Annotated in this window: 19 protein-coding genes and 1 tRNA gene; 10 read left to right on the top strand and 10 right to left on the bottom strand. The window is 69.7% G+C overall.

Annotation, left to right across the window (positions count from 1 at the left end; genetic code table 11):
- Window positions 1-768: 768 nt before the first annotated feature.
- A complete protein-coding gene (locus tag FMQ63_RS38150; RefSeq protein ID WP_309247157.1) occupies window positions 769-1,344 on the top strand; it encodes an immunity protein YezG family protein in 576 nt (191 codons plus the stop codon).
- Window positions 1,345-1,504: 160 nt separating this feature from the next.
- Here the strand turns inward: FMQ63_RS38150 and FMQ63_RS26600 are convergent.
- Window positions 1,505-1,581 (bottom strand) — tRNA-Pro (locus FMQ63_RS26600).
- Window positions 1,582-1,834: 253 nt separating this feature from the next.
- On the opposite strand from FMQ63_RS26600, the gene FMQ63_RS26595 reads away from it, so the two are divergent.
- A complete protein-coding gene (locus FMQ63_RS26595; protein ID WP_044276566.1) occupies window positions 1,835-2,221 on the top strand; it encodes a two-component system response regulator in 387 nt (128 codons plus the stop codon).
- Window positions 2,222-2,234: 13 nt separating this feature from the next.
- Here the strand turns inward: FMQ63_RS26595 and rpe are convergent, their stop codons facing one another.
- The gene (gene rpe / locus FMQ63_RS26590; protein WP_011556230.1) at window positions 2,235-2,894 is read right to left on the bottom strand and encodes a ribulose-phosphate 3-epimerase; all 660 of its coding nucleotides are present in this window, start codon (window positions 2,892-2,894) and stop codon (window positions 2,235-2,237) included.
- A 172-nt stretch (window positions 2,895-3,066) separates the two neighbouring features.
- Between rpe and FMQ63_RS26585 the strand changes: the two genes are divergently transcribed.
- Window positions 3,067-4,569 (top strand): HD family phosphohydrolase, encoded by a 1,503-nt coding sequence (locus FMQ63_RS26585; RefSeq protein WP_011556231.1) that lies wholly within the window; start codon window positions 3,067-3,069, stop codon window positions 4,567-4,569.
- A 4-nt stretch (window positions 4,570-4,573) separates the two neighbouring features.
- Here FMQ63_RS26585 and pyk read toward each other — a convergent pair whose 3' ends face one another.
- The 4 genes from pyk to FMQ63_RS26565 all read right to left on the bottom strand — a co-directional run bounded on the left by pyk (window position 4,574) and on the right by FMQ63_RS26565 (window position 8,942).
- Window positions 4,574-6,007 carry a pyruvate kinase gene (gene pyk / locus FMQ63_RS26580; protein WP_011556232.1) on the bottom strand — a complete coding sequence of 478 codons (1,434 nt, stop codon included), beginning with the start codon at window positions 6,005-6,007 and terminating at the stop codon, window positions 4,574-4,576.
- 101 nt (window positions 6,008-6,108) lie between these two features.
- Complete coding sequence (locus FMQ63_RS26575) at window positions 6,109-7,029, bottom strand: hypothetical protein (RefSeq protein ID WP_011556233.1); 921 nt, start codon at window positions 7,027-7,029, stop codon at window positions 6,109-6,111.
- A 118-nt stretch (window positions 7,030-7,147) separates the two neighbouring features.
- Complete coding sequence (locus FMQ63_RS26570; protein ID WP_011556234.1) at window positions 7,148-8,605, bottom strand: NFACT RNA binding domain-containing protein; 1,458 nt, start codon at window positions 8,603-8,605, stop codon at window positions 7,148-7,150.
- A gap of 97 nt (window positions 8,606-8,702) precedes the next feature.
- Window positions 8,703-8,942: a hypothetical protein gene (locus FMQ63_RS26565; RefSeq protein WP_020478039.1), complete on the bottom strand. Its 240-nt coding sequence runs from the start codon at window positions 8,940-8,942 to the stop codon at window positions 8,703-8,705.
- Between the two features lie 355 nt (window positions 8,943-9,297).
- Between FMQ63_RS26565 and FMQ63_RS26560 the strand changes: the two genes are divergently transcribed.
- Window positions 9,298-10,605, top strand: a complete 1,308-nt coding sequence (locus FMQ63_RS26560) for a glycoside hydrolase family 1 protein (RefSeq protein ID WP_011556236.1) — start codon at window positions 9,298-9,300, stop codon at window positions 10,603-10,605.
- 65 nt (window positions 10,606-10,670) lie between these two features.
- Here the strand turns inward: FMQ63_RS26560 and dusB are convergent, their stop codons facing one another.
- The gene (dusB, locus tag FMQ63_RS26555) at window positions 10,671-11,684 is read right to left on the bottom strand and encodes a tRNA dihydrouridine synthase DusB (protein WP_011556237.1); all 1,014 of its coding nucleotides are present in this window, start codon (window positions 11,682-11,684) and stop codon (window positions 10,671-10,673) included.
- Between the two features lie 95 nt (window positions 11,685-11,779).
- Here dusB and FMQ63_RS26550 point away from each other — a divergent pair, with 95 nt between their 5' ends.
- The 3 genes from FMQ63_RS26550 (at window position 11,780) to FMQ63_RS26540 (ending at window position 16,585) form a co-directional block, all read left to right on the top strand.
- A complete protein-coding gene (locus tag FMQ63_RS26550) occupies window positions 11,780-13,207 on the top strand; it encodes a M50 family metallopeptidase (RefSeq protein ID WP_011556238.1) in 1,428 nt (475 codons plus the stop codon).
- A gap of 82 nt (window positions 13,208-13,289) precedes the next feature.
- Window positions 13,290-14,354 (top strand): acyl-CoA desaturase, encoded by a 1,065-nt coding sequence (locus FMQ63_RS26545; RefSeq protein WP_011556239.1) that lies wholly within the window; start codon window positions 13,290-13,292, stop codon window positions 14,352-14,354.
- A 197-nt stretch (window positions 14,355-14,551) separates the two neighbouring features.
- Entirely contained in the window at window positions 14,552-16,585 is a 2,034-nt protein-coding gene (locus FMQ63_RS26540) for a chloride channel protein (RefSeq protein WP_011556240.1), read from the top strand.
- 12 nt (window positions 16,586-16,597) lie between these two features.
- Here the strand turns inward: FMQ63_RS26540 and FMQ63_RS26535 are convergent, their stop codons facing one another.
- A complete protein-coding gene (locus tag FMQ63_RS26535; RefSeq protein ID WP_020478038.1) occupies window positions 16,598-17,806 on the bottom strand; it encodes a glycosyltransferase family 4 protein in 1,209 nt (402 codons plus the stop codon).
- Window positions 17,807-18,046: 240 nt separating this feature from the next.
- Here FMQ63_RS26535 and FMQ63_RS26530 point away from each other — a divergent pair, with 240 nt between their 5' ends.
- Window positions 18,047-18,559 (top strand): GNAT family N-acetyltransferase, encoded by a 513-nt coding sequence (locus FMQ63_RS26530; protein WP_011556242.1) that lies wholly within the window; start codon window positions 18,047-18,049, stop codon window positions 18,557-18,559.
- A 17-nt stretch (window positions 18,560-18,576) separates the two neighbouring features.
- Here FMQ63_RS26530 and FMQ63_RS26525 read toward each other — a convergent pair whose 3' ends face one another.
- Together FMQ63_RS26525 and FMQ63_RS26520 are read right to left on the bottom strand one after the other, a co-directional pair.
- A complete protein-coding gene (locus FMQ63_RS26525; RefSeq protein ID WP_011556243.1) occupies window positions 18,577-19,107 on the bottom strand; it encodes a peroxiredoxin in 531 nt (176 codons plus the stop codon).
- 48 nt (window positions 19,108-19,155) lie between these two features.
- Window positions 19,156-20,448: an amidohydrolase family protein gene (locus tag FMQ63_RS26520; RefSeq protein WP_011556244.1), complete on the bottom strand. Its 1,293-nt coding sequence runs from the start codon at window positions 20,446-20,448 to the stop codon at window positions 19,156-19,158.
- Between the two features lie 179 nt (window positions 20,449-20,627).
- Between FMQ63_RS26520 and FMQ63_RS26515 the strand changes: the two genes are divergently transcribed.
- Window positions 20,628-22,730 (top strand): serine/threonine-protein kinase, encoded by a 2,103-nt coding sequence (locus FMQ63_RS26515; RefSeq protein WP_020478037.1) that lies wholly within the window; start codon window positions 20,628-20,630, stop codon window positions 22,728-22,730.
- 47 nt (window positions 22,731-22,777) lie between these two features.
- Complete coding sequence (locus FMQ63_RS26510) at window positions 22,778-23,800, top strand: PHB depolymerase family esterase (protein ID WP_011556246.1); 1,023 nt, start codon at window positions 22,778-22,780, stop codon at window positions 23,798-23,800.
- Window positions 23,801-23,809: the final 9 nt, after the last annotated feature.

Genomic DNA, 23,809 nt, shown 5'->3' with positions numbered 1-23,809 from the left:
GCCATGGCCCGGGGGATTGCCACCTGGCTGCCGCGCTGCCCCACCTGCCACCGCTCCAACCACCCACGCTCCTCGCGCAGCCCACCCGATCTCCCCGTCCACCCGTCGGGGCCCTGACGCAGTAGTGCTAATCGGGGCCCCTGCACGGCTCTCAGCACGTCGTTGGCCGGATACTTACGGTGCTTCAACGCTGCCGCAATGGCCTCGCACGCTGGTCTTCGTACCAGGACACAGCACCTTCCCCCCCTGCGTCAGGGAAGTTGTCGCGTAAAAGGGTGAGCCAATCCAAGTCGTGCCTGATTTGGCGGGGGTAGTTCCATCACCGGACCCACGCGGCGGCGTTCTAACAGCGATCTGATGGAGTCCGCGAGAGGTCACGCCATCCAGATGCGATGCTCGGTCAACTGGCCGGATGAATCCCTCTCCAGTCGCACTCCGTACGCATCCCGTAGTCCGCAGTGACTTGCCGCGTACACCGCAGGCTCGCGACGATACGGAGCGACTTCAAGCACTCCGACCCTTGTCGCCAGTGGGGAGTACAAGGAAGAATGCTGCATGGAGCGGTGGCGCAGATAGCGCCACACGTCATGGCGAACGAAACAGGAGTCGCTCAGGAACCAAGCCCCTAGCAGCGGCACAGCAATCCTGAGGCGTTCAAGTTCCTCATCACTCTCGATAGCCCCCCACAGCAGAACCCAGGTCCCCCAAGGACGCCTCCGCTCATCACGTGACGACCAGTTGGCCACCAGCATCCGGACCGCCTCCGCGATGAGCCATCGTCCTGGGGTGTCAAAGTCAGTCATGGGAGTCAGTGAAGTCTTGGCTCCAGGCGTCGAGAGAGCAATCTCGTCCACGGCTCGTTGTACCGATGACCCACTCCAACAAACAGGGCTCCCATCCATCCTATACTTCGCGCCAGCAAGCTTCGGATTAACGGGACAATCGGCACGACCACGAAGAGCCGTTTGCTCGCCAACCCCAGACTCTAGACGTGACGCCCGACATCGAACAGCTTCACCAGACCATCGCCCAAGGCGTGTACAACAAGCTGAAGACGGCTGGGTTCAGGCCACCTATTCGTACCTGGCCATCCCCCTCTTCTCCGAAGAAACCGGCCGGTACCGCCTCGCCGACGGGCAGCAGCGCTCCTTCGCCGCGACAGACGAAGTCACGGACGCCTTCGACGAGTTGAGGACCCGGATGGCGACACTCAGCAAGAACGGCCACGACTGGCACACGGCCACGCTGACCATCACCGCCGATGGCAAATTCGCGTTTGACTTCAACTACGACGACCTGCCACAGCTCGAAGTGGTGCCAATCTGCCGGCAAATGGGCCGATGAATTCCGCACCTACCCGCGCCAGGAACTCCAGGCTCGCGTCTCCATCCAGCCCAGGTGCCCCGAGGTTCGCGCCCGCAACCGGTCGGCCAGAGCCGCGAGGACTATCGCCCCAAAACGAAACGGGCTGGAGACCTTGCGATCTCCAGCCCGCTTCATGACGTGGTCGGGGAGACAGGATTTGAACCTGCGACCCCTTGGTCCCGAACCAAGTGCTCTACCAGGCTGAGCCACTCCCCGATATGTCGCCTCGCCGGACGGTCCTTCTCGGGACCGGCGAAGTGCGGGCGGTAGTACCCGAGCCGCCCAGCCGAGTCAACGTCCTCGGATCACCTTTTCTTCCACCCCTCCCCGCTCAGAGGGAGCAGGCAGCCGGGCGCTGCCCGGGTGGCCCCCGACTCCGCTTCCCAAGACCACGAATTTCCTGTACTCCCGGACAGTTTCCCTCCCTGCTACACTCACGAGGCAGCCTGCATTGTTGCACCGCGATGCCATGACGCCGCCCCCCGTCGTCCTCATCTCCGATGACGAACCCCTCATCGTCTCCGCCCTCGCCCGCGAGGGGAAACGCTCCGGGCTGAACTGCATCTCGGACACCACGTCCGAGCGCGTCCTGGAGCTCGCCCGCGAGCACCGGCCGGCCGTCATCATCCTGGACATCAACCAGCACCAGGACGGCCGGGACTTGCTCGCCCAGCTCAAGCAGGACCCCAACACCCGCGACTGCAAGGTCATCATCCTCAGCGCCGTCGAGGACCAGTTCACCCGCCACGTCTGCTTCGAGCTCGGCGCCGACGACTACGAGGTGAAGCCCTTCGACCCCACCTTCATGACCCGCGTCGCCCGGCTCGCCTCCTCCGTGGCGCGCCCTCGCACCTGAAGTCCGCCGCGCCTCACGAGCGCAGCGAGCGGATGGCCTCCGCGTAGTCCTTCGAGCCGAAGACGTAGCTGCCCGCCACCAGCACCGTGGCCCCGGCCTCCACCACCCGCTTCGCCGTGGTGGCGTTGATGCCGCCGTCCACCTCGATGTCCACGTCCTTCAGCCCGCGCGCATCCAACATCCCGCGCAGCCGGCGCACCCTCTCCACCGTGGACTCGATGAAGCTCTGCCCGCCGAAGCCCGGGTTCACGCTCATCAGCAGCACCATGTCCACGTCGCCCAGCACCTCCTCGATGGCCGACAGCGGCGTGCCCGGGTTCAACACCACCGCCGGCTTCGCCCCGGCATTGCGAATCTGCTGAAGCGTCCGGTGCAGATGCGGACTGGCCTCCACGTGCACCGTCAGCACGTCCGCCCCCGCCTTCACGAAGGCCTCCACGTAGCGCTCCGGCTCCACAATCATCAGGTGCACGTCCAACGGCTTCGTCGCCACCCGCTTGATGGCCTCCACCACCACGGGGCCAATCGTGATGTTCGGCACAAAGCGGCCATCCATGACATCCACGTGAATCCAATCCGCACCAGCGGCTTCGATGGCGCGGACCTCTTCGGCCAAGCGGCCGAAGTCACAGGACAAAAGCGAAGGAGAGATGCGAACGGGGCGGCGGCTCATGCCGCGCTTCATAACCGCAACCCGCGCGCTGGATAAGGCTGAACGCAACGCGGCGACGTCCACCAGACAGCCAGGGACCTGCCAGGTGGGTCCCCCGAGGCAGTGTGCTGTCTACCCGTGCTAGAACTTTGTAGCCCTTCGCGGCCGCTGGCCGCTTCTCACGGAGCCGCCGGTGCTCGCTCAACCCGCCCCACAGCCCGAGCTGAACCGCCGCCTGGCGAAGCTCACGTCCATCCTGGATGTCGCGAAGGCGATGAGCGCCGAGCGCGACCTCGACCTGCTCCTGCCGCTCATCCTCTTCGAGGCCACCAAGGTGGTGGAGGCGGACCGCTGCTCGCTCTTCATCCTGGACCGCGAGCGCAACGAGCTGTGGAGCAAGGTGGCCCAGGGCTCCAAGAGCGAAATCCGCCTCCCGGTGGGCAGCGGCGTCGCCGGACAGGTGGCCCAGACGGGCGCCGTCATCAACATCCCCGACGCCTACGCCGACGCTCGCTTCAACCGCTCGTTCGACGTCTCCAGCGGCTACCAGACGAAGACCATCCTCTGCGTCCCCATGCGCGACGCCGGCGGCGAGGTGACGGGCGTCATCCAGGCCCTCAACAAGCTGGACGGCGCCAGCTTCAACGCCGAGGACGAGGAGCTGCTGCTCGCCCTGGGCGCCCAGGCCGCGGGCGCCATCGAGAACGCCCTCCTCCACGAGGACATCAACCGCCTCTTCGAGGGCTTCGTCTCCGCCTCCGTCGTCGCCATCGAATCCAGAGACCCGACCACCGCCGGTCACTCCGGCCGCGTGGCCGACCTCACCGTGGCCATGGCCCAGGCGCTCGAGCACCTGTCCACCGGCCCCTACGCCCACACGCGCTTCTCCGCCGGGGAGATTCAGGAGCTGCGCTACGCCTCATTGCTGCACGACTTCGGCAAGGTGGGCGTGCGCGAGCCCGTGCTGGTGAAGGCGGAGAAGCTCTACCCGCATGAGCTCGAAGGCCTGCGCGCCCGCTTCCAGCTCGCCCGGAAGGACTTGCAGCTCCAGAGCTACCGCCGCCGCTTGGAAGCGGTGAAGATTCGCGGCCAGGCGAACCTGGCGGAAATCGAGGCCGAGGAAGAGGAGCGGCTCGCCCGCGAGTCGTGGCAGTTGGACGAGGTGCTGGAGTTCATCCTCTCCTGCAACCGCCCCACCGTGCTCGCGCAGGGCAACTTCGAGCGGCTCCACGAGCTGGGTGCGCTGCGCTTCCTGGATGCCCACGACAAGGCCCAGCCGCTGCTGCTGCCGGGGGAAATCCAGTCGCTCTCCATCGCCCGCGGCACGCTCTCCCCCGAGGAGCGCCGCGAAATCGAGAGCCACGTCGAGCACACCTACCGCTTCCTGTCCCAGATTCCGTGGACGCGCACGCTGCGCCGGGTGCCGGAGATTGCCTACGCCCACCACGAGAAGCTGGATGGCACCGGCTACCCCCGCGCGGAGAAGGACATCCCCGTCCAGTCACGGATGATGTCCATCTGCGACATCTACGACGCGCTCACCGCCAGCGACCGGCCCTACAAGAAGGCCGTGCCGCACACGCTCGCGCTCGACATCCTCCGGCGCGAGTCCGACGCCGGGCAGTTGGACCCGGCGCTCTATACCGTCTTCATCGAGGCCGACATCCCCCGGAAGGTCCTCCAGGGAATCAAGTAGCCGCTCAGCCCTGGATGGTGTGCAGGCGCAGGCTGTTGATCTTGCCCGGCTGCCCCACGGGCGCGCCGAACACGATGACGATGCGGTCGCCCTTGCGGCCCAGGCCTCGCGCCAGGAGCTCTTCCTCCACGCGCTTCACCATGGCCTCGGTGTCCTGGGTGGGCTCCAGCACGCGCGGCACCACGCCCCACAACAGCGACAGCCGGCGGCGCACTTCCTGGTTGGGGCTGAAGGCGACAATCGGCACCGGGGGCCGGTAGTGCGACAGCAGGCGCGCCGTCACACCCGACAGCGTGAAGGCCGCGATGAGCGAGGCGTTGCTCGCCTTGGCCGCCTCGCAGGCCACGCGCGCGATGACGTCCGGGAAGTGGTTGGGCAGCCCCACCGGCGTCTCCAGCACGCGCATCAGCGACTGCGTCGTGCGCGCGGAGGACTCGGCCGCCAGGATGATGCGCTCCATCATCTGCACGGACTCGATGGGGAACTTGCCGCTGGCCGTCTCGCCCGACAGCATCACCGCGTCCGCGCCGTCGAACACGGCGTTGGCCACGTCGCTGGCCTCGGCGCGCGTGGGGCGCGGGTTATCAATCATGGAGTTCAGCATCTGCGTGGCCACGATGACGGGCAGGCCGCGCAGGTTGGAGCGCCGGATGATGTCCTTCTGGACGGCCGGCACTTCCTCGGGGGGAATCTCCACGCCCAGGTCGCCGCGCGCCACCATCACGCCGTCCGTCTTGTCCAGGATGGCGTCCAGCCGGGCAATGGCCTCCGGCTTCTCCAGCTTGGCGATGATGGGCACCGTGCGGCCCACCTCGGCCATGGCCTGGCGCGCGGTGTCCAGGTCGGACGGCTGGCGCACGAAGGACAGCGCGATGTAATCCACGCCGGCCTTGATCCCGAACACCAGGTCCTCACGGTCCTTCGGCGTCAGCGCCTCCGCGCGCACCGCCACGCCGGGCAGGTTGATGCCCTTGTTGTTCTTCAGCGTGCCGCCGTGGATGACCTGCGTGCGGATGAGCTTCTGCTTGTCCGTCTCCAGGACCTTCAGCTCCAGCAGGCCGTCATCCAGGAGGATGCGGTCCCCCGGATTCACGTCCGCGGCCAGGAACGGGTACGTCGTGGACACGATTTCGTCCGTGCCCGGGACCGTTTCATCCGTGGTGATGTGGAAGGTGCCGCCTTCCTTCAGCTCGGTGCTGCCCTTCACGAAACGGCCAGTGCGAATCTTCGGGCCTTGCAGGTCGCCGAGGATGCCCACCGCCTTGCGAACCTTCAGCGACGCGGCGCGCAGCTTCGCGATGTTCTCCGCGTGCTGCTCGTGGCTGCCGTGGGAGAAGTTCAGGCGAGCCACGTCCATGCCGTTCTCCAGGAGCGCTTCGAGCATCTCCTGGCTCTGGCTGGCGGGACCGAGGGTGCAGACAATCTTCGCTCTTCGCATAGAGCTCGTGAGGATGGGTTTCCCTCACGGCAGCGTCAAGCACGCTGCATGCGCCGCTTCGCTCGGTAAAACGGTAAATGAGCCAGCGAACGACGCGGCGCTCATCCGCGCAACAGCACGCCCAGGTTCTCCCGCTCCCAACGCAGTGCGGCGGCGTAATGCGGGAATGTTCGCTCGCGTTCGCGGAAGGCACGCGGGTGATGCACGCGGCGGCCACCCCGGCCCGTGCTCGGGAAGAGCTGGTGGAGCATCTCGTGGAAGATGATGAACTCCACGAAGAAGGAAGGCACCTCGGGGGTGTCCAGCGCCGGGTGGATGCGAATCTCACGCGTCTGGTGGTCGTAGACGCCCAGGCGGATGGACTTGCGACGGCGGCGCGGAGGCATGCGCCCCCAGCCAATCCGGGCCTGGATGAGGCCCTGGAAAAAATCTCGGTTGGTGGCGTCGTAAAGCGCCTGGAGGTCGAAACAGCGCCCGCGCGGGTTGAGGTCCGCGTCGGATTCGCGGCGCATCTGGCGGATGCGCGGCTGCTGACCGCGGATGTACTCGTCCAGGATGGCGCCCGCGGTGCGGTGTCCCCGGCCCGCGTAGTCCGCCACCGCGCGCACCACCGGCTCCGGCGCGTCCAGGAACATGTGGTGCAGCCGCAGCGCCAGCACCGCGGAGCCCCGGCGGAAGGACACCATGGTGGAGCGGTTGTCCGTCACCGACAGGCGCACCGGCATGCCCAGCTCGGCGCTCAGCCGCCAGGCCAGCGATTCAGCCCGGGACCACAGCTCCTCCCGCGTGGGCGGACGCGTGACGATGCGGGGTGCATCGTCGGGCGGGAGGTTGCGCTGCGGCATGGGCACGGGCGGCGCGACGGGCCGCGGCGCGGGCGCCACGGGCGCGGCAGGTCCCCCCTCGGGCCGGGGTGCGGCCGTGCCCTCCGCCGCGCGGCTGGCGGCGGAGAGACCTCGAGGGAAGAGCGACGTCTGGCGAAATTGCTCGGGGGACACGCGGCTGCGCATCGTACCCCGCACTTCCGGGGACTCAAGGGCGGCGGTCCCCTGCCCGCCTCCTCACCGTCAGCCCGTCAACCGCGCTCGCACGCAGCGTCCACTAACAGGAGGGAAGGGCAGGCGAGCGTACGACGCGCCCTCACGGTGCGGGCGGCTCCGCGTGCCGGGACTTGAGGAGCCGCTCCAGGCGCTCGGGCTCCATGCGCACCACGAAGGTCTTCTCGCGCGTGAAGGTCACCTGCCCCGGCGCGCCGCCCTTCACCTTGCGCACGAACTTCGCGGGCACGTAGCTCACCTCGCCGCGCGGCTCGCCCTTGGCCCCGGAGTGGTGCAGCGCCAGGTGCGCCGCGTCCAGCAACACCTCCTGCGCCACCTCCTGCCCCTTCTCCAGCGGCAGCACCACGTGGCTGCCCGGGACACCGCGCGCGTGGAGCCACAGATGCCAGGGTCTGGCCACCTTGAAGGTGAGCGCGTCGTTGTCCTCCGAGCCGCGCCCCACCCAGATGCGCGCCCCGCCATGGCCCACGTACTCCTTGAAGGGCCGGCCCTCCCGCGCACCCTCGCCCCCACTGGGGAGCTGAAGCACCTCCGCCTGCGACAGCAGCGCGGCGTCCTCCATCCGCTCAATCTGCGTGAGCGCCTGCTGCGCGTGCGCCACCTCGCGCGCCAGCTCCGCCTCGCGATGACGCGCCTGCTCCACGCCCCGCAGCAGCCGCCGGTACTGGTGGAAGTGCCAGTCCGCCTCCTCCTTCGGGGTGCGCTTCGGGTCCAGCGTCACCCGAACCTCCTTCGCGCCCTCCTCTGTATAGGCGGTGAGCACCGCCTCGGTGGCGCCACGCTTGAGGAGGTAGAGGTTCTGCGCCAGCAGCTCGCCCACTTCGCGGTGCTTCTCCGCGTCCGGGCCGCGGGCCGCCTCGGCGCGCACCTTCTCCAACGTGCGGGAGGCGCGCTTGAGGCGCGCGCGGTACGGCTGCGCCAACCGGCGGCGGATGGTCTCCGAGCGGCTGGCCTTGTCGCGCGCTCCGAGCAGGCGCTCCGCGGCCTGGGAATACGGCAGCGCATCCGAGTCCTGGGGAGCGAGCCGCGAGGGTTGGCTCCGGGCCTTCTCGCGGGCCTCGGGCGGCGGCGGCTCCGGCGGCGTCCACGCCGCGCCCGGATGCAGGCCCCGGCGCTGCGCGAAGCCCTCACCGGAGAGCATCAGCACGCGGCCGGTGTCGCTGAGCAGCAGCAGACCACCGGGCGCGCCCACCTCCAGAAGGAGGCGCCGGCGCACGTCCTCGCGCTCGAAGTCGAAGGCCACCACGCGCTCGGCTTCCATGAAGCGGGCGCCCTGGAGCTTGAAGCCTGTCAGCTCCTGACGCAGCCACCGCTGGAAGGGGGCGGGCTCGCCCGGCGTGGGGAAGCGATCATCCGCCACGGACACCCGGGCCAGGTCACCTTCCGCGCACAGGCACAACAGGATGGATTTGCCCGGGACGCGAAGCTCCACGTAGGCGAGCCTGGGAAGGGGACACCAGGCCTTCTGCGCCACCGCGCCAGTGAGGCGCTCCGCCAGCTCCGCCACCACCTGCTCCAGCTCCACGGGACGCAGCGACATGGGGCACTCCGGGTCCTGAAAATGAAAACGGCCCGGCGGGTTTCGCCGAGCCGTTCACCGGACGTCAACTACCGTCCGCTCATGACGACGGGACTGCTCAGGACTCCGGCGTAACCGGGGCCGCCACCGTCTTGGCCTTGGTGGTGCGCTTGCGAGCCGGGGCCTTCTTGGCCGCCTTGCGGGTGGTCTTCTTGGCGGCCGCCTTCTTGGTCGCGGTCTTGCCAGCCGTCTTGCGAGCGGTCGTCTTCTTCGCCGACTTCGCCGCCTTCGTGGCCTTCGCGGTCTTGGCAGCCTTCTTGGTCGCGGACTTCGCAGCGGTCTTCTTCTTAGCGGCCATCAGAATCCTCCAGTTCAGTGGTTGGCCCCAGGTCAACCGAGGCCCTGCACTCTTCTTGATGGGAGTGAGTGCTTGAAGTGAATGGTACGGGCGACATGCCAGTGTGTCAACGCATGGTGATGTATTGCATCGCGTGCGAGGCCGATTTTTCGGCATCGAGCGCGTCCGGAGGTGCCGAACGCCACCTCGCGGACACTCGCGAGCGCATCCGAGGTGTCGCGCGCGAGGCCGAGTTTCCGGCTCCGGACACGTTTCGGCCACTTTCGAGCACGACGTTGGCGCATGCCGCGGCGCATGCGCGCGAGCGACGCGGCGCTTTTCGTCGTGGGGTGCGGCGTCTACGGTTCGCCACCACATGAGCGCCACCGAGCAGACCTTCCCCGCGGACTTCACCTTCGGCGTCGCGACCGCCGCGTACCAGGTGGAGGGCGGCATCGAGAACGACTGGGCCGAGTGGGAACGCGCCGGGAAGCTGAAGGAGCCGGACGCTCGCTGCGGCCCCGCGGTGGACCACTGGAACCGCTACGAGGAGGACTACGCCCTGGCCCGGGCGGTGGGCGCCACCGCGTTCCGCATCTCCCTGGAGTGGGCGCGCATCGAGCCGGAACGCGGGCGCTTCGACGAGGCGGCGCTGGAGTCCTACCGGGAGCGGCTCCTGAAGATGAAGGCCCATGGCCTGCGGCCGGTGGTGACGCTCCACCACTTCACGCACCCCACCTGGTTCCACCGGGAGACACCGTGGCACCAGCCGGCCAGCGTGGACGTCTTCCGGCGGTACGCGAAGCGGTGCGCGGCGCTGCTGGAGGGGCTGGACGCGCTGGTCATCTCCTTCAACGAGCCCATGGTGCTGCTGTTGGGGGGGTATCTGCAGGGCGCCATTCCTCCGGGCCTCGCGGATGGCCCCACCACCATGCGGGCCATGGAGAACCTGGTGCGCTCGCACGTGGCCGCCCGGGAGGAACTGTTGTCCCGGCTGGGCCGCGTGGAGCTGGGCATCTCCCAGAACATGCTCGCCTTCGCGCCGGACCGGTGGTGGCACCCCTTGGACCGTGCGCTGGTGAGGCTCGGGGCCCAGGCCTACAACCATGCGTTCCACGAGGCGCTGGCCACCGGCAAGCTGCGCGTCACCATGCCGGGCGTGGCCTCCACCCGCGTGGACATCCCTGGCGCGCGGGACTCCGTGGAGTTCATCGGGGTGAACTACTACACCCGCGCGCACCTGCGCTTCGTGCCGCGCCCGCCCTTCATCGAGTTCAAGTACCGGGACATCCACGGCCGGGGCCTCACCGACATCGGGTGGGAGGACTGGCCGGAGGGCTTCCTCCAGACGCTGCGCGACGTGAAGCGCTACGGGAAGCCGGTGTGGATTACGGAGAACGGCATCGATGACCGCGTCGGCGTCCGCCGGCCCCACTACCTCCATTCCCACCTGGCCCAGGTGCTGGCCGCGCGCGCGCAGGGCGTGGACGTGCGCGGCTACCTCTATTGGAGCCTGCTCGACAACTTCGAGTGGCTGGAGGGCTGGGGCCCGCGCTTCGGCCTCTACCACGTCAACTTCGACACGCTCCGCCGCAGCCCCACGCCCGCGTGTGACTACTTCCGCGCCGTGGCCACCGGACGGAAGCTGGTAGCGCCAGACGCCGTCCGCCCCTCGGGCGCTTGAGCGGCGCGCCGCCCACGAAGGGCACGGGCTCCCTCCTTATATATAGATAGAGAAGCGCCGTGCCCTCAGCCCAGGGCCGCCCGGTAGTCCACGTCCTGCTCCTCACCGGGGCCCGCGAGGTCCACATGGGCCGCGGCGAAGAAGCGGCGCACGCAGTCCTCCACCGCTGACGGCAGGTCCAGGCCGTTCACCTCCGCACGGAAGGCCGCGGCGCCGTACAAGCCGTGGGCGTACCACGCCAACTGCTTGCGGAAGGAGCGCACGGCGCCCAGCGGGTCCCCCATGAAGTCCAGGTGCGCCCGGAAGTGCTCCAGCACCAGCTCGCAGCGCTCGCGCGGCGTGGCGGGCGGGCCTCCGAGCAGCTCGCGGAAGATCCACGGGTTGCCCAGCGCGGCGCGGCCAATCATCACGAAGTCACAGCCGGTGGTCTCCAGCATGCGCGCCGCGTCCGCGGGCGTCTTCACGTCCCCGTTGCCGATGATGGGCAGCTCCGGGAAGTGGCGCTTGAGGTCGGCGATGACGCTCCAGTCCGCCTGCCCTGAATAGCCCTGCTCGCGCGTGCGGGGGTGGATGGCCAGCCCCGCGCAGCCCGCCTCCTGGAGCGCGCCAGCCACCTGAAGATAGTTCAGGCTGCGGGCGTCCCAGCCCGAGCGAATCTTGCAGGTGACGGGCAGGCCGGTGGCCTCACGGATGCGCCGGACGATGTCCGCCGCGCGGGGCACGTCACAGAGCAGGCCGCTGCCCGCCCCGTTCTTCACCACCTTCTTCACCGGGCAGCCCATGTTGATGTCGATGATTTGCGCGCCCGCCTCGCGCCCCACCACCGCGGCCCGGGCCATGGCCTCCGGCTCACCGCCGTAGATTTGGAGCGAGTAGGGCCGCTCCACCTCGGCGTCGTAGCGCAGGTACTTCAACGTCCGCTGGTTGGCGCGCATCAGCCCCTGCGAGCTGACGAGCTCGGTGGGACAGAGCGCCGCGCCCAGACGGAAGGCGAGCACACGGAAGGGCATCTCGCTCACCCCGGCCATGGGGGCCAGGATGTACGGATTCGGCAGGGTGTAAGGACCAAGCTGCGGCATGAAGGGCGGGGAACCTAGCGGATTTGCCCGGGACATGGCGGAGACGGTGAGCAAGTGCCTGCGCTCGGAGGTCCTAACGGTTAAGGTCCGTCCCCATGTTCCGCTTTCGCCTCGGGAGCATTCCCGTCGAAGTCCACCCCAGCCACCTGCTGGTGTCCGGCATGCTGGCCTGGAGCTCCGTCCCCGCGGCCCAGAACGGCTGGCCGTTCCGCCAGGTGGATGGAGCCCCCCCCCTGGGCCACGCCAGCGCGATGGTGGTCTACATCCTGTCGTGGATGCTCATCGTCTTCGTGTCCGTGCTCATCCATGAGATGGGGCATGCGCTGGCCAGCCGCCTGTTCGGCTACCGGCCAAGCATCGCGCTCGTCTGGATGGGTGGCCACACGCTCCCCACCGATGCGCCAGGCCCCCTTCCGTGGAAGCGGGACTTGCTCATCACCGCGGCCGGCCCCTTCTTCGGGCTGATGCTGGGGGTGACGAGCGGGGTGGGCTACCTCCTGCTCGAGGGCCGCTCGCCCGCGCTCGACTTCTTCCTGCTCACCTTCATGATCGCCAACTTCTTCTGGGCGTTCCTGAACATGCTGCCCGTGCTCCCGCTGGATGGGGGACGCATCACCACCACCCTGGCCACGCGGGTGTTCGGCCCGCGGCGCGGCTTCGTGCTGGCGCAGGGGCTGGCGCTGCTAGTGTGCGTGGGGGCCGTAGTGTACGGCCTGCGGTCGGGTTGGCTCCTGCTCACCCTCATCTTCGCCATGTACGGCATGCAGTCCTTCCGCGTGGTGGCGGAGGCGCTGCGCAACGGACAGGCGCAGAGCGTCCCACTGGAAGGGCCGCTGGCGGAGAAGCTGCGCGAGGCCCGGGCCGCGCTCGACGCGGGCCGCATGGACGAGGCGCGGCGGCTGGGCGCGTCCGTGCTGGAGGCCAACGAGGGCCTGACGCCGCGGGTGGCCAGCCATGCCCACCACCTGATGGGCTGGCTCGCCTTGAAGGAGGGCCAGGGCCGCCAGGCGCTGGACCACTTCTCGCAGGTGCAGGGCCTGCCCGTGGAGCCGCACGCGGTGGCGGCGTCCTTCTCCCTGGTGGGCGATGACGCCCGCGCGGTGGAGTGGTGGAAGCAGGCCTGGCAGTCCTCGTCGGACCGGACCGTGATGCACGAGTACGCCGGCACGCTCATCCGCATGGGCCGCGAGTCGGAGGCCCTGAAGCTCCCGGGCCTGGACCCGGAGGCGGCGTTCTCCTGCGCGGAGCGGGTGCTCTTCATCCGGGGCGCGTACTCGGAAGCCGCGGCCGTGGGCGAGGCGGCGCTGCAACACGCGCCCAGCGCCACGCTGGCCTATGACGCGGCCTGCGCCCATGCCCGCGCGCGCAACGTGCCTGACGCGATGCGGCTGCTGCGACGCGCCACGGAGCTGGGCTTCGCCGATGGGGCCTATGCCGCCTCGGACGAGGACCTGGCTCCGCTCCATGGGTACCCCGCATTCGAGGAGTGGCTGACGGAGCTGCGGCAATCCGCCGCCTCCTGACAGAGGGATGACAGGCGGGGGTGTTGATGCGGGGTGAGGCTGAGCACGTTCCAGCTCGGCCCACCCAGCGCACGAGGCTCCCTTGCAGACACCGTCTCCAGCCCTGCCCGCGGCGGATGAGCGCCTCAACTGGCTCTCCTCCATCCCCTTCTTCGCAGTCCACCTGATGTGCCTGTTCGTCTTCGCCGTCGGCGCGAAGCCGGTGGACGTGGCCGTGTGCGTCGGCCTCTACGTCGTGCGCATGTGGGGCATCACCGCGGGCTTCCACCGGTACTTCTCCCACCGGGCCTTCAAGACGGGACGCGTCTTCCAGTTCATCCTCGCCTTCGTGGGCAGCATGTCCGCGCAGAAGGGCGTGCTGTGGTGGGCGGCGCACCACCGCCACCACCACCGCTATTCGGACCAGGCGGAGGACATCCACTCGCCCCTGCAGAAGGGCTTCTGGTGGAGCCACGCGGGGTGGATTCTCTCCGACAAGTACAACGACACCCGCATGGAGGGCATCAAGGACTTCGCCCGCTTCCCGGAGCTGGTGTGGCTCAACCGCTTCCACCTGGTGCCGTCCGTCCTGCTGGCCGTGGCGCTCTACTTCATCGGAGGCTTCTCCATGCTGGTGTGGGGCTTCTTCGTCAGCACCACCCTGCTGTGGCACGGCACCTTCACCATCAACTCGCTCAGCCACATCTTCGGCAAGCGCCGCTACAAGACGACGGACACCAGCCGGAACAACTGGCTGCTGGCGCTCCTCACCCTGGGCGAGGGGTGGCACAACAACCACCACTTCCATCAGAACACCGCCAACCAGGGCTGGTTCTGGTGGGAGGTGGACCTCAGCTACTACTCGCTGAAGGTGCTCTCCTGGTTCAAGGTGGTGGAGGGGCTGCGGCTTCCCTCCGAGGCCACGAAGTTCGCGTTCCAGAAGTACACCGACGAAGAGCGCGCGGCGCTGGCGGCCCCTACCCGCTTCTGGGGTGCTTCGGGCGCGCGGGCCCAGTTCGTGGCCACGAAGGCCGCGGGGGATGCGGCCCGGGCCGCCAGTGATGCGGCGAAGGCCGCGGGCGACAAGGTGCGAGAGGCCCTGACGACCGCCGCGGACCACCTGCCCACCTCCGCGCCGCCACCCTCCGCCATGCTCAAGCGGCGATAGCCGTTCGAAGCTGAAGCGAAATCGTGACGCGCCTGTCATGGGCGCGACCCGACGGCTGGCCGCCCTGCACACGTCCGCGTCACGAACCTTGAGTGGCGCCTGACCCACTGTTAGTGGGACCTGCAATGAGTGCAGGGGATGTACCCGCATCAAGCGCGACGGCCCAGCGCGCCATCTGGGCTCAACTGCGCGCGGCGATGGGCCGCTTCGTCCACGCCGCGCTGAGAGCGTCCAACCGCCTGCGGCTTCCCGGCCCCTCTGTCCTACCGGTAGCGGGCGCGGTGGTCGGCCTGTACAGCGGGCTGGCGGCCGGCATCTTCTCCAACCTCATCGGGTTGGTGAGCGGGCTCACCTTCGGGGCGGCGTCGCTGAAGCACACGCTTCGCCAGGACCAGTTCCAGTCGCTCATGGAGGCGTTCGCCGCGGCCCGCTGGCATCCGGAGTACGCCTTCATCGGCGTGCCCCTGGCATCCGGCGCGCTGCTGCTGGCGCGCATCATCGAACCTGGCGGGCCCCGTGACGAGGTGAAGCGCCGGCTGCGCCTGCTGGCCCTGCTGGCGCTGGGCGGACTGTCGCTCTACTACCCGCTGGTGGCGCTGTCCGCGCTCAACAGCGTGTTCGGACACAGCCACAACCTGCCCGAGGCACTGCCCCACCTGCCCTGGTGGCTGATGCTGCTGGCGCCCACGCTGGGCGGCGTGGTGGTGGGCCGGCTGCTGCGGGACAAGCCCGAGACGCATGGCCACGGCGTCCCCGAGGTGGTGCGGGCGGTGAAGAGTGGCGCCAACGCCCTGCCGGCGGACCGGGGCCTGCTGAAGCTCGTGGCGTCCGCCATCACCATTGGCAGCGGCGGCTCGGCGGGCCGCGAGGGGCCCATCGTCTACGGCGGCGCGGCGTTCGCTTCCACCGTGGGCCGGGTGCTGGGCTTCAGCCGCAAGGAGCTGTCCATCCTCCTGGCGTGCGGCGCGGGCGCGGGCATCTCCGCGTCCTTCAACGCCCCCATCGCCGGCGCCGTGTTCGCGATGGAAATCATCCTTCGCGAGTTCGAGCTGCGCGTCTTCTCCCCCATCATCCTGGCCAGCGTGGCCGGCACCCTGGTGAGCCAGGGTGTCATGGGTGAGTCCGCCATGCTCCGGCACGTTCCCTACGAGCTGGTCAGCGGCGGCGAGGTGCTGGCCTACGCGGGCCTGGGCATCGCCTGTGGGCTGCTCGCCTTCACCTTCGTGCAGTTGCTGCACGGCGTGGAGCACTACTTCCATGGCCATGGGAAGGACCGGCTGTCCTCGTGGCTGGGCAGCAAGCCGCTGCCGCTGCGCGCGGGACTGGGCGGTCTTTGCACCGGCATCCTGGCCTTCGCCAGCCCCACCGTCTGGGGCAGCGGGCACGACTACATCAACCTGGCCGCGCTGGGACGGCTGCCCTTCCTGTTCCTCATCACCGCGTGTCTGCTGAAGCTGGTGGCCACGGCCCTCACCATCGGCTCGGGTGGCTCGGGCGGGACATTCTTCCCGGCGGCGCTCATTGGCGCCATGGCGGGCGGCGCCTTCGGCACCCTGGTGCACTTCTTCTTCCCGGAGAGCACCGGCCCCAGTGGCGCATATGCCCTGGTGGGCATGGGCGGCGCGGTGGCGGCGCTCACCCGCGGCCCGCTCACGGGCATGATGATGCTGTACGAGCTGAGCGGGAACCACGACATCATCCTGCCGCTGATGGTGACGTGCACCATCGCCTCGGCGCTCTGCCACTACCTCACCGAGCGGAAGACGCCGAAGGTCCAGAGCGACACGGACCTGCTGGAGGCCACCCCCGTCCGCTCGCTGATGGCCCACCTGACACCCGTGCCCGCGGGCACGCCGCTGCGGGCGCTGACGGACCTGCTGCTCACCTCCGAGGCGGGCACCCTGCCCGTCCTGGACACCGTGGGCCGCATCTACGGCACCGTGCAGGTGGAGCAACTGCGCGAAGTGTGGCGCGACGAATCCGTATACCCGCTGCTGGTGGCCAGTGACCTGGCGCGCAAGCTGCCTGCGCTCTCCCCCGACGCGAACCTGTCCCATGCCCTCCACGTCATGGACCAGGAGGACGTGGATGCCCTGCCCGTCAGTGTCCCGGTGGGCAGCCCCACCTGCGGGCTGCTCACCCGCGCCGCGGTGCGCAGGTTCCTCTTCGCGCAGCATGCCCAGGCCCACGCGTCGGGCAACTACCCGGTCAGCCCCACCGAGGCGAGCTGACGCCCCACCCGCTCAGTGCGTGGGGGTGCCCGCTGGAGACAGCACCCCCTGCGTGCCCACGAGGCTGGCGTAGGCGGAGAGGTAGCGGCTGGCCATCCGCCGGGGCGTGTACGTCAGCGCCCACGCCCGCGCGCGCAAGGCCAGCCGGGTGCGCAGCCCGGTGTCCTCGCGCAGCCGCTCCAGCGTCTCCACCAGGGCATCCACGTCGTCCGGGGGCACGAAGCACGCGGCCCCATCTCCCCACACCTCGCGCAGCGCCGGAATGTCGCCCAGCACCAGCGCGCAGCCGGACAGGGCCGCCTCCAGCGCGGTGAGGCCAAAGGGCGCGTATCGGGCCGGCAGCACGAAGATGGATGCGCGCGACATCCACGCCGCCAGGACATGCGGCTCCAGGTGCCCCATCCACTGGAGGTGGCGCGGCTCCGCCTTCCGCTCGGAGGGATGGCGCGCGTCTCCCGCGAGCCGCACCGGCCAACCCAGGCGGGGCGCGGCGGCGTCCAGCACGGTGAGATTCTTCGCGGCGTCCCACGGACTGCCCACGCCGAGGATGAAGGGCTCCCGCTCCGAGCGAGGTGGCACCCGGTCCGCGCGCCGCCCATGGGGGATGACCTCCGCGGCGGTCAGCGGGCCATAGTGCATCTGGAGGGAGTCGAGCAGGTCCCGGCTCGGCGTCACCACCCGGCCCGCGGCGCCGAGGCCCGCGGTGACGGCCTCGCGATAGCGCGCATGGCATGCGGGCGCGTCCTCGCCCTTCACCGCCCGCCACCACGACAGGCGGCATGCGTGCCCCACCACCAGGGGCCGGTGCAGCCACGGCAGCGCCCCGTGCACGTAGCCATTGAGGTGCACCACGTCCGGACGCACGCGGCGCTCCAGCGCGAGCAGCCAGTCGCCCGCCGAGCGCACGTCGTCCCACGGGTCTTCCATCCACTCCAACCGGAAGCGCCCTTCCTCCACGGTGAGATTGGGAATGCCCCGCGCCTCCGCCCACTGCGCGCTGGTGAGCGGCGCCCCCATGGTCGCCAGCGTCACCTCCACCCCGTGCGGCGCGAGCGCCCGGGTCAGCTCCAGCGCGTACGTCCAGACGTCGCCCACGGCGTCGGCTGTCATCAGCACCCGCCGCACCGCCCGGTTCGACGTGGCGTCATGGCCGTGCGCATGCCTGCCCTCGTGGGGTGGGGCATGGGTCTCCTGGCCGTCCATTCCACTCGCCATGCGCATCCGCTGACTGTTCATGGTTCCCCCGCAGAGCCCCGGACTCGTGGAGGGCAACGTAGGCCGAGCGCCTCCATGGGAGGATTGCCCCACCGCGCCCCTTCCCTGCATGACACCCGATGGATGGAGAGACGAGGACCCATCCAGGCCCCTCCTCATCCGTCCGCAAGGCTCAGCAGATACCCTCCGAGCCCCCCTGGCCGACGGACGCCCGAAGGGTCATGCTGGGAACACGAGAGGCCCTCCATGGAGATTCTCCGAGCGACTCCGTCCGAGCACACACTGCTTCGAAACCTCTACCCGCTCTACCTCCACGACCTGAGCGAGTTCGGCGTCGACTACGCCATGGACGAACAGGGGCGCTGGCGGCCGGACTTCCTGCCCACGTGGCTGATTCCCGCCCCCGAGGTCCACCCCCTGCTGCTGCGCTGGGAGGGCCGCGTCGTGGGCTTCGCCTTCGTGGGACAGTCCCCCTTCTCCTACATGACGCCTGGACGCGACTTCCGGATGAGCGAGTTCTTCATCCTGCGAAACGAGCGGCGCATCGGCCTGGGCCGGCTCGCGGCCAGGGCCGTGTTCGACCTCTTCCCCGGCATCTGGGAGCTGTCCCAACTGCCGCGCAACCGCCCGGCCATCGCCTTCTGGCGCAGGGTCATCGACGAGTACACGGGGGGCGCCTTCGAGGACACCTTCATCGATGGTTGCCCCGCGCAGGTCTTCGACAGCCGGCAGCGCGTGGCGCCCGCTCAGAGACGGTAGCCACGTGCCTTGCGCGGCTACTTCGTGCCCGAATCCGGCGTCTTCGCGTCCGCGCCGGCCGGCTTGCGCAGCGGGCACGCGACAATCGCTCCGTGCGGGTTGATGGCGTCGTTGCCGGACTCGACCTTGAGAATCTTCAGGCCCTCCCCCACGACGAACGTGTACCGCTTCGGCACCGACAGCAGCGGCATCTTCACGTCATAGGCGGAGACGACCTTCCCTTCAGGGTCGGGGATGAACGGGAACGGCGCCTTCAGTTCGGCCTTGAAGCGCGTGAGCGACTCCGCGTCATCCATGCTGATGGCCAACACCTGCCCCTGCGCCTTCTCCACGTCCGCGTAACGGTCCCGGTACGCCTTGAGCTCGCGGGTGCAGCCGCCCGTGAAGGCCTTGGGGAAGAAGGCCAGGATGACGGGGCCCCTCTTCACCATCTCCGACAACGTGTAGACGTTCCCCGCGGAGTCCTTCGCCGTGAAGTCCGGCGCCGTCTCTCCGGCCTGGGGAATGGCACCGCTGAAGAATCCCGCAACGAGCAATGGCACGAGCATGGGCGGGACTAGACAGGACATCCCGCCCCCGGACAAGGCAGAGGCGGGCTACTTCTTCGCCGCCTCCGCCATCCGCGCCCACACCGCCGACGCGGCCTCGCGCGCCTGCTCCGCCACCACGGAGGGGCTCACCGACAGCGGCCGGCGCGCCCACATGCGCCACACGCCATCCACCATCACCGCCTCCACGTGCCGGCTGCCCAGGCCGAACACCACGTGCCAGGCCAGGTTCTCCGCCGTCAGCGGCGTGGCCGGCAGGTAGTCCAGGATGAGCAGGTCGGCGAGCGAGCCCTCGCGCATGGGCCCCACCGATGCGTCGAAAATCTGCGACGCCATGCGGTGCCCGTTGGCCAGGTAGCGCAGCACATCGATGGGCTGCCCCGCCTCACGTGAGCGCAGGTACGCCGCCTGCGCCTCCGCGAACAGGTCCGCCGACACGCCATCCGCGCCCAGCGTGGCCCGGGCCCCGAACTTCAGTGCCGGCGCGTACCCCACCTCCAGCCCCTGGTTGGCGCGCGGCGTGTGCACCAGCCACGCACCGGTGGCAATCACCTGCGCCAGGTCCGCCCAGTCCAGGTGGCCCACGTGCGCCAGTTGGCTCTTGGGCGACAGCAGGCCCGCCTCCAGCAACCGCGAAACCGGCGAGGCACCGTAGTTCTCGTTGGACAGGCGCTCATCGAGCGGGTCCTCCGCCAGCGGCAGGTGCAGGCCGCCATCACCCAGCGCCTTCAGCGCCTCCGCCAGGCCTGACAGCGCATCCGGCCCGATCGTGAAGCACGGCGCCGCGCCCACCTGTCCCCGGAAGCGCCCCTTCGCCTTCTTCGCGAAGCTGACCGTCTCCTCCAGCCCCTCCTCGCGCCCGAGCGCCCCCTGGCGATCCGACACCGCGTAGGCGAGCACGCCGCGCACGCCCACCTCATGGAGCCCGCGCGCCAGCCGCACCAGCGAGCCCGAAATCGCCTTGGGCGAGGAGTGCAAATCGCACACGGTGGTGGTGCCGCACTGAAGTGCCTCCAGCCCTCCGGCACAGCCCGCCACCTGCACGGCGTCCAGGTCGAGCGCGTTCTCGTACGGCCAGGCCACCTGCTCGAGGATTTCCTGGTAGGTCTCCAGCGGCGGGCGCGGCATGCCACGGCCCAGCACCGCGTACAGGCGGTGGTGCGCGCTCACCAGCCCCGGGAAGACGAGCTTGCCCGACAGCGCCACGACTTCGTCATCCGGGCCCGGCGTCAGGTCCGGCCCACGGGCGACGATTCGCTCTCCTTCGATGCGCAAGTCCACGCGCTCGACCAGCGCTGGCTCCAGTTCGACGACGTAACCACCCTTGAGGACTGTGCCCAACCATCCCTCCGGCCGCAGCGCGTGCGTGTGTCTGGGCCACCTCCCGCCAGGCCCATGAGACAGGACGGACGTTAACATTCTCGCTCCCTCGCGCGAGCGGGGAGGTAGAGGACCCCCACCCGCCGTAATGGCTACAACACTGTGCGCGGACGGGCGCCTACACGTAGACTGCGCGCACTTTGGAGCCGGAGCAGAACCCCTATCAGGTGGGTCGCTACCGACTGTCCGCGCGAATCGCGACAGGCGGCATGGCGGAGGTGTACCTGGGCCGCCGCATCGAGGACGACGGCAGCCGTGGGCCCTCGGTCGCGGTGAAGCGGTTGATGCCGCACCTCGCCTCGGACCGGCGCGTGGTGCAGATGTTCCTCAACGAGGCCCGCATCACCGCGCAGGTGCGACACCCCAACGTCGTCACCATCATCGAGCTGGGCATGGAGGGCACCGAGCCCTTCATCGCCATGGAGTTGCTGGAGGGACGTTCGTTCGCCGAGCTGCGTCAGGAGGCCGCCGAGCACGGACACCGCGTGCCGCTGGGCATCACCCTGCGCGTGCTGGTGGAGGCCTGCCGGGGCCTGGACGCGGCGCACCGCGCCGTGGATGAAGCGGGCCGGCCGCTGCGCATCGTCCACCGCGACTTCACGCCCGACAACATCCACGTGGGTGTGAATGGCGCGGTGAAGGTCATCGACTTCGGCATCGCCAAGGCGGACGCGCTGGGCTCGGGCACGGAGCCCGGCATCCTCAAGGGCAAGTTCTTCTACATGTCGCCGGAGATGATTGCCGGCAAGCCGGTGGACCACCGCGCCGACCTGTTCGCCGCGGGCGTCATGCTCTACGAGCAGCTCTGTGGCCGCCGGCCCTTCACCGGACTGTCCGCCGACGAGGTGCTGGGCCGCATCGCGGAGGGACGCCCCAAGCCGCCCACTGCCTTCGACCCGTCCGTACCCACCGCGCTGGAGCTGGTGTGCCTCACCGCGCTGGCCCGAGAGCCGGCCGCGCGCTTCGACAGCCTGGAAGACTTCATCGCCGCCATCGAGTCGATTGGTGGCGCAGCGGAGATGGCCACGCCTGAGCAGTTGGCCGCCTACGTGGATTCGCTCTTCCCTCCGGACCGCGACCCCAAGCGACTGGCCCTGCGGCGCGCGCGGCTCGCGGACCCGTCCCATGGAAGTACGCCGGCGCCCCACACCCGGCCCATCCTGGGCGTGGTCGACGCGCCCACCGCGTGGCCCCAGGTCTCCCGGACCACGAACCCCGACGCGGCGACGGTGGCGGGCGCCACGCGGAAGGCACCCACGGGCACGGCCGCCTCCACCGCCCAGGATGAGCACGCCCCGAGCAGGCGACGCTCGCGCATGGTCCCGCTCATCGCGGGCGTGCTCGCGCTGGGTGCAGTGGGCGCGGGCGCGACGTGGTTCCTCACGCGTCCCGCAGCGCCCCCCGCCGAACGCCTGGCCCGGGCGGAGTCCGCCTCCACGGCGGATGCGAAGGCGGCTGCCCTGGAGGGACTGGCGTCGGATGACCGAGCAAGCGCGGAGGAGCTGAGCCGGGCGGGCGCGCTGCTGCTGGAAGCCGGCGCGCACGCGCAGGCCCTGGCCCTGGCGGATGGCTTCGTCGCGCGCTTTCCCAAGGACATCGAAGCGCACCTCATCGCCGCGCGCGCCGCCACGGAGTTGCGACTGGGCAAGCGAGCCGAGCGCGCCCTCGAGGAGGCCACCGCGCTGGCCCCCAAGGACCTCCGCCCACCGCTGGCGCTGGCCGAGCTGCGCGAGCGTCAGGGGGACATCCCGGGCGCGCTGGCCGCGCTGGCCACGGTCCACGCCCGGAAGCCCGGCTCCTCGGAGGTGACGCCCCGCTACGGCCTGCTGCTCTCGCAGAGTGGCCGGCTGGATGAGGCCGCCAGCGTGCTCTCCGCGTGGACACGCTCCCACGATGACGCCGCGAGCCTCGCCGAGCTGGGCTTCGTGCGCTTCCGACAGCAGCGCGTGGACGAGGCCGCCACCCTGCTCAAGCGCGCGATTCGGAAGGCGCCCAAGCTCGCCGTGGCGCACTACTACCTGGGGGCCGTGCTCTTCCGGCAAGGCGACACCGCGGGCGCCGAGCGTGCCTACGTCGAAGCGGACCGGCTCTCTCCCGAGGACCCACGAGCGCTGGCCTCCCGTTGCCAGCTCCACGCCCACACCGGCAACACGGCGGGGGTCACCGAGGTGAAGCGCGCCTTGTCCGAGCGCTTCCCGACGCGCGCGGAGGCCCTGGCCGCGGAGTGCGTCGCGGTGAAATGACGCCGACACTTCGTGCGTCACGGCTCCGGCCCATTAACTTCGAGGCCATGCGTTTTCGCAGAACTCGCCTCGCCCTCGGAGTCCTGCTCGCTGGTGCCACGGCGTGCTCGTCCTCGGACACTTCCCGTCGGCCCACGGGGGATGCCGGCATCGTCCCTCCCACGGTTGAGGAACCCACGGTGCCGGAGCGCACGGCCTGCACCGGCCTCACGGTAGGGCCCGGCACCTACGACTGGACGGTGGAGCACGACGGGCGCACCCGCAACTACCGCGTCCACGTCCCCCCGGGCTACGACGCCACCCGGCCCACCGCTGCCGTGGTGGCCTTCCATGGACTCGGCTCCAACGAGGTGGAGATGGAGGGGCTGACGCGCCTGTCCACGCTGGCCGACACAGAGGGCTTCCTCGCCGTGTATCCCCGGGGCCTCAGCACCTCCGAAATCAATCACCAGGGGACTGACGGCCCCTACCGGGGGTGGAACGCGGGCGCGTGCTGCGGCCCCGCCTGGACGGCCAAGGTCGATGACGTGGGCTTCGTGGACACGTTGCTGGCGGACCTGGACACGCGCGTGTGCGTGGACACGCGCCGGACCTTCGCCACGGGCTTGTCCAACGGTGGCTTCTTCTCGTACCAACTGGCCTGCCGGCGCGCGAGCCGCTTCGCCGCCATCGCCCCCGTGGCGGGCATGGAGGGCGCCACGCCCTGCAACCCGTCGCGCCCCGTGCCGGTGCTGCACATGCACGGCACCGCCGACCCGGTCATCCGCTACCAGGGTGGCAACAACCTGGGCATCTTCGGCGGCGCCTACCCGTCCGCCGAGGAGTCCGTGCGCCGCTGGGCCGAGCGCAACGGCTGTACGGGTCCCACCGTGGAGACGTACCAGCAGGGCGACAGCACCTGCACCGCCGCCACCGGGTGCAGCCCGGAGTCCGCCACCGCGTCCCTGTGCACGGTGCAGGGCGGCCAGCACACCTGGCCCGGCTTCACGGACTTCAATCACGGCGGCACACCCCACCTGGACGCCACGCGGGAAGCGTGGAAGTTCTTCCAGGCACGCCCCCGGCCCTGAGCCCACCGC

The organism is Myxococcus sp. CA005, from assembly GCF_006518205.1.
Taxonomy (GTDB): Bacteria; Myxococcota; Myxococcia; order Myxococcales; family Myxococcaceae; genus Myxococcus; species Myxococcus xanthus.
The sequence above is the reverse complement of the archived record's forward strand: the minus strand, read 5'-3'. Positions and strand labels throughout refer to the sequence as shown.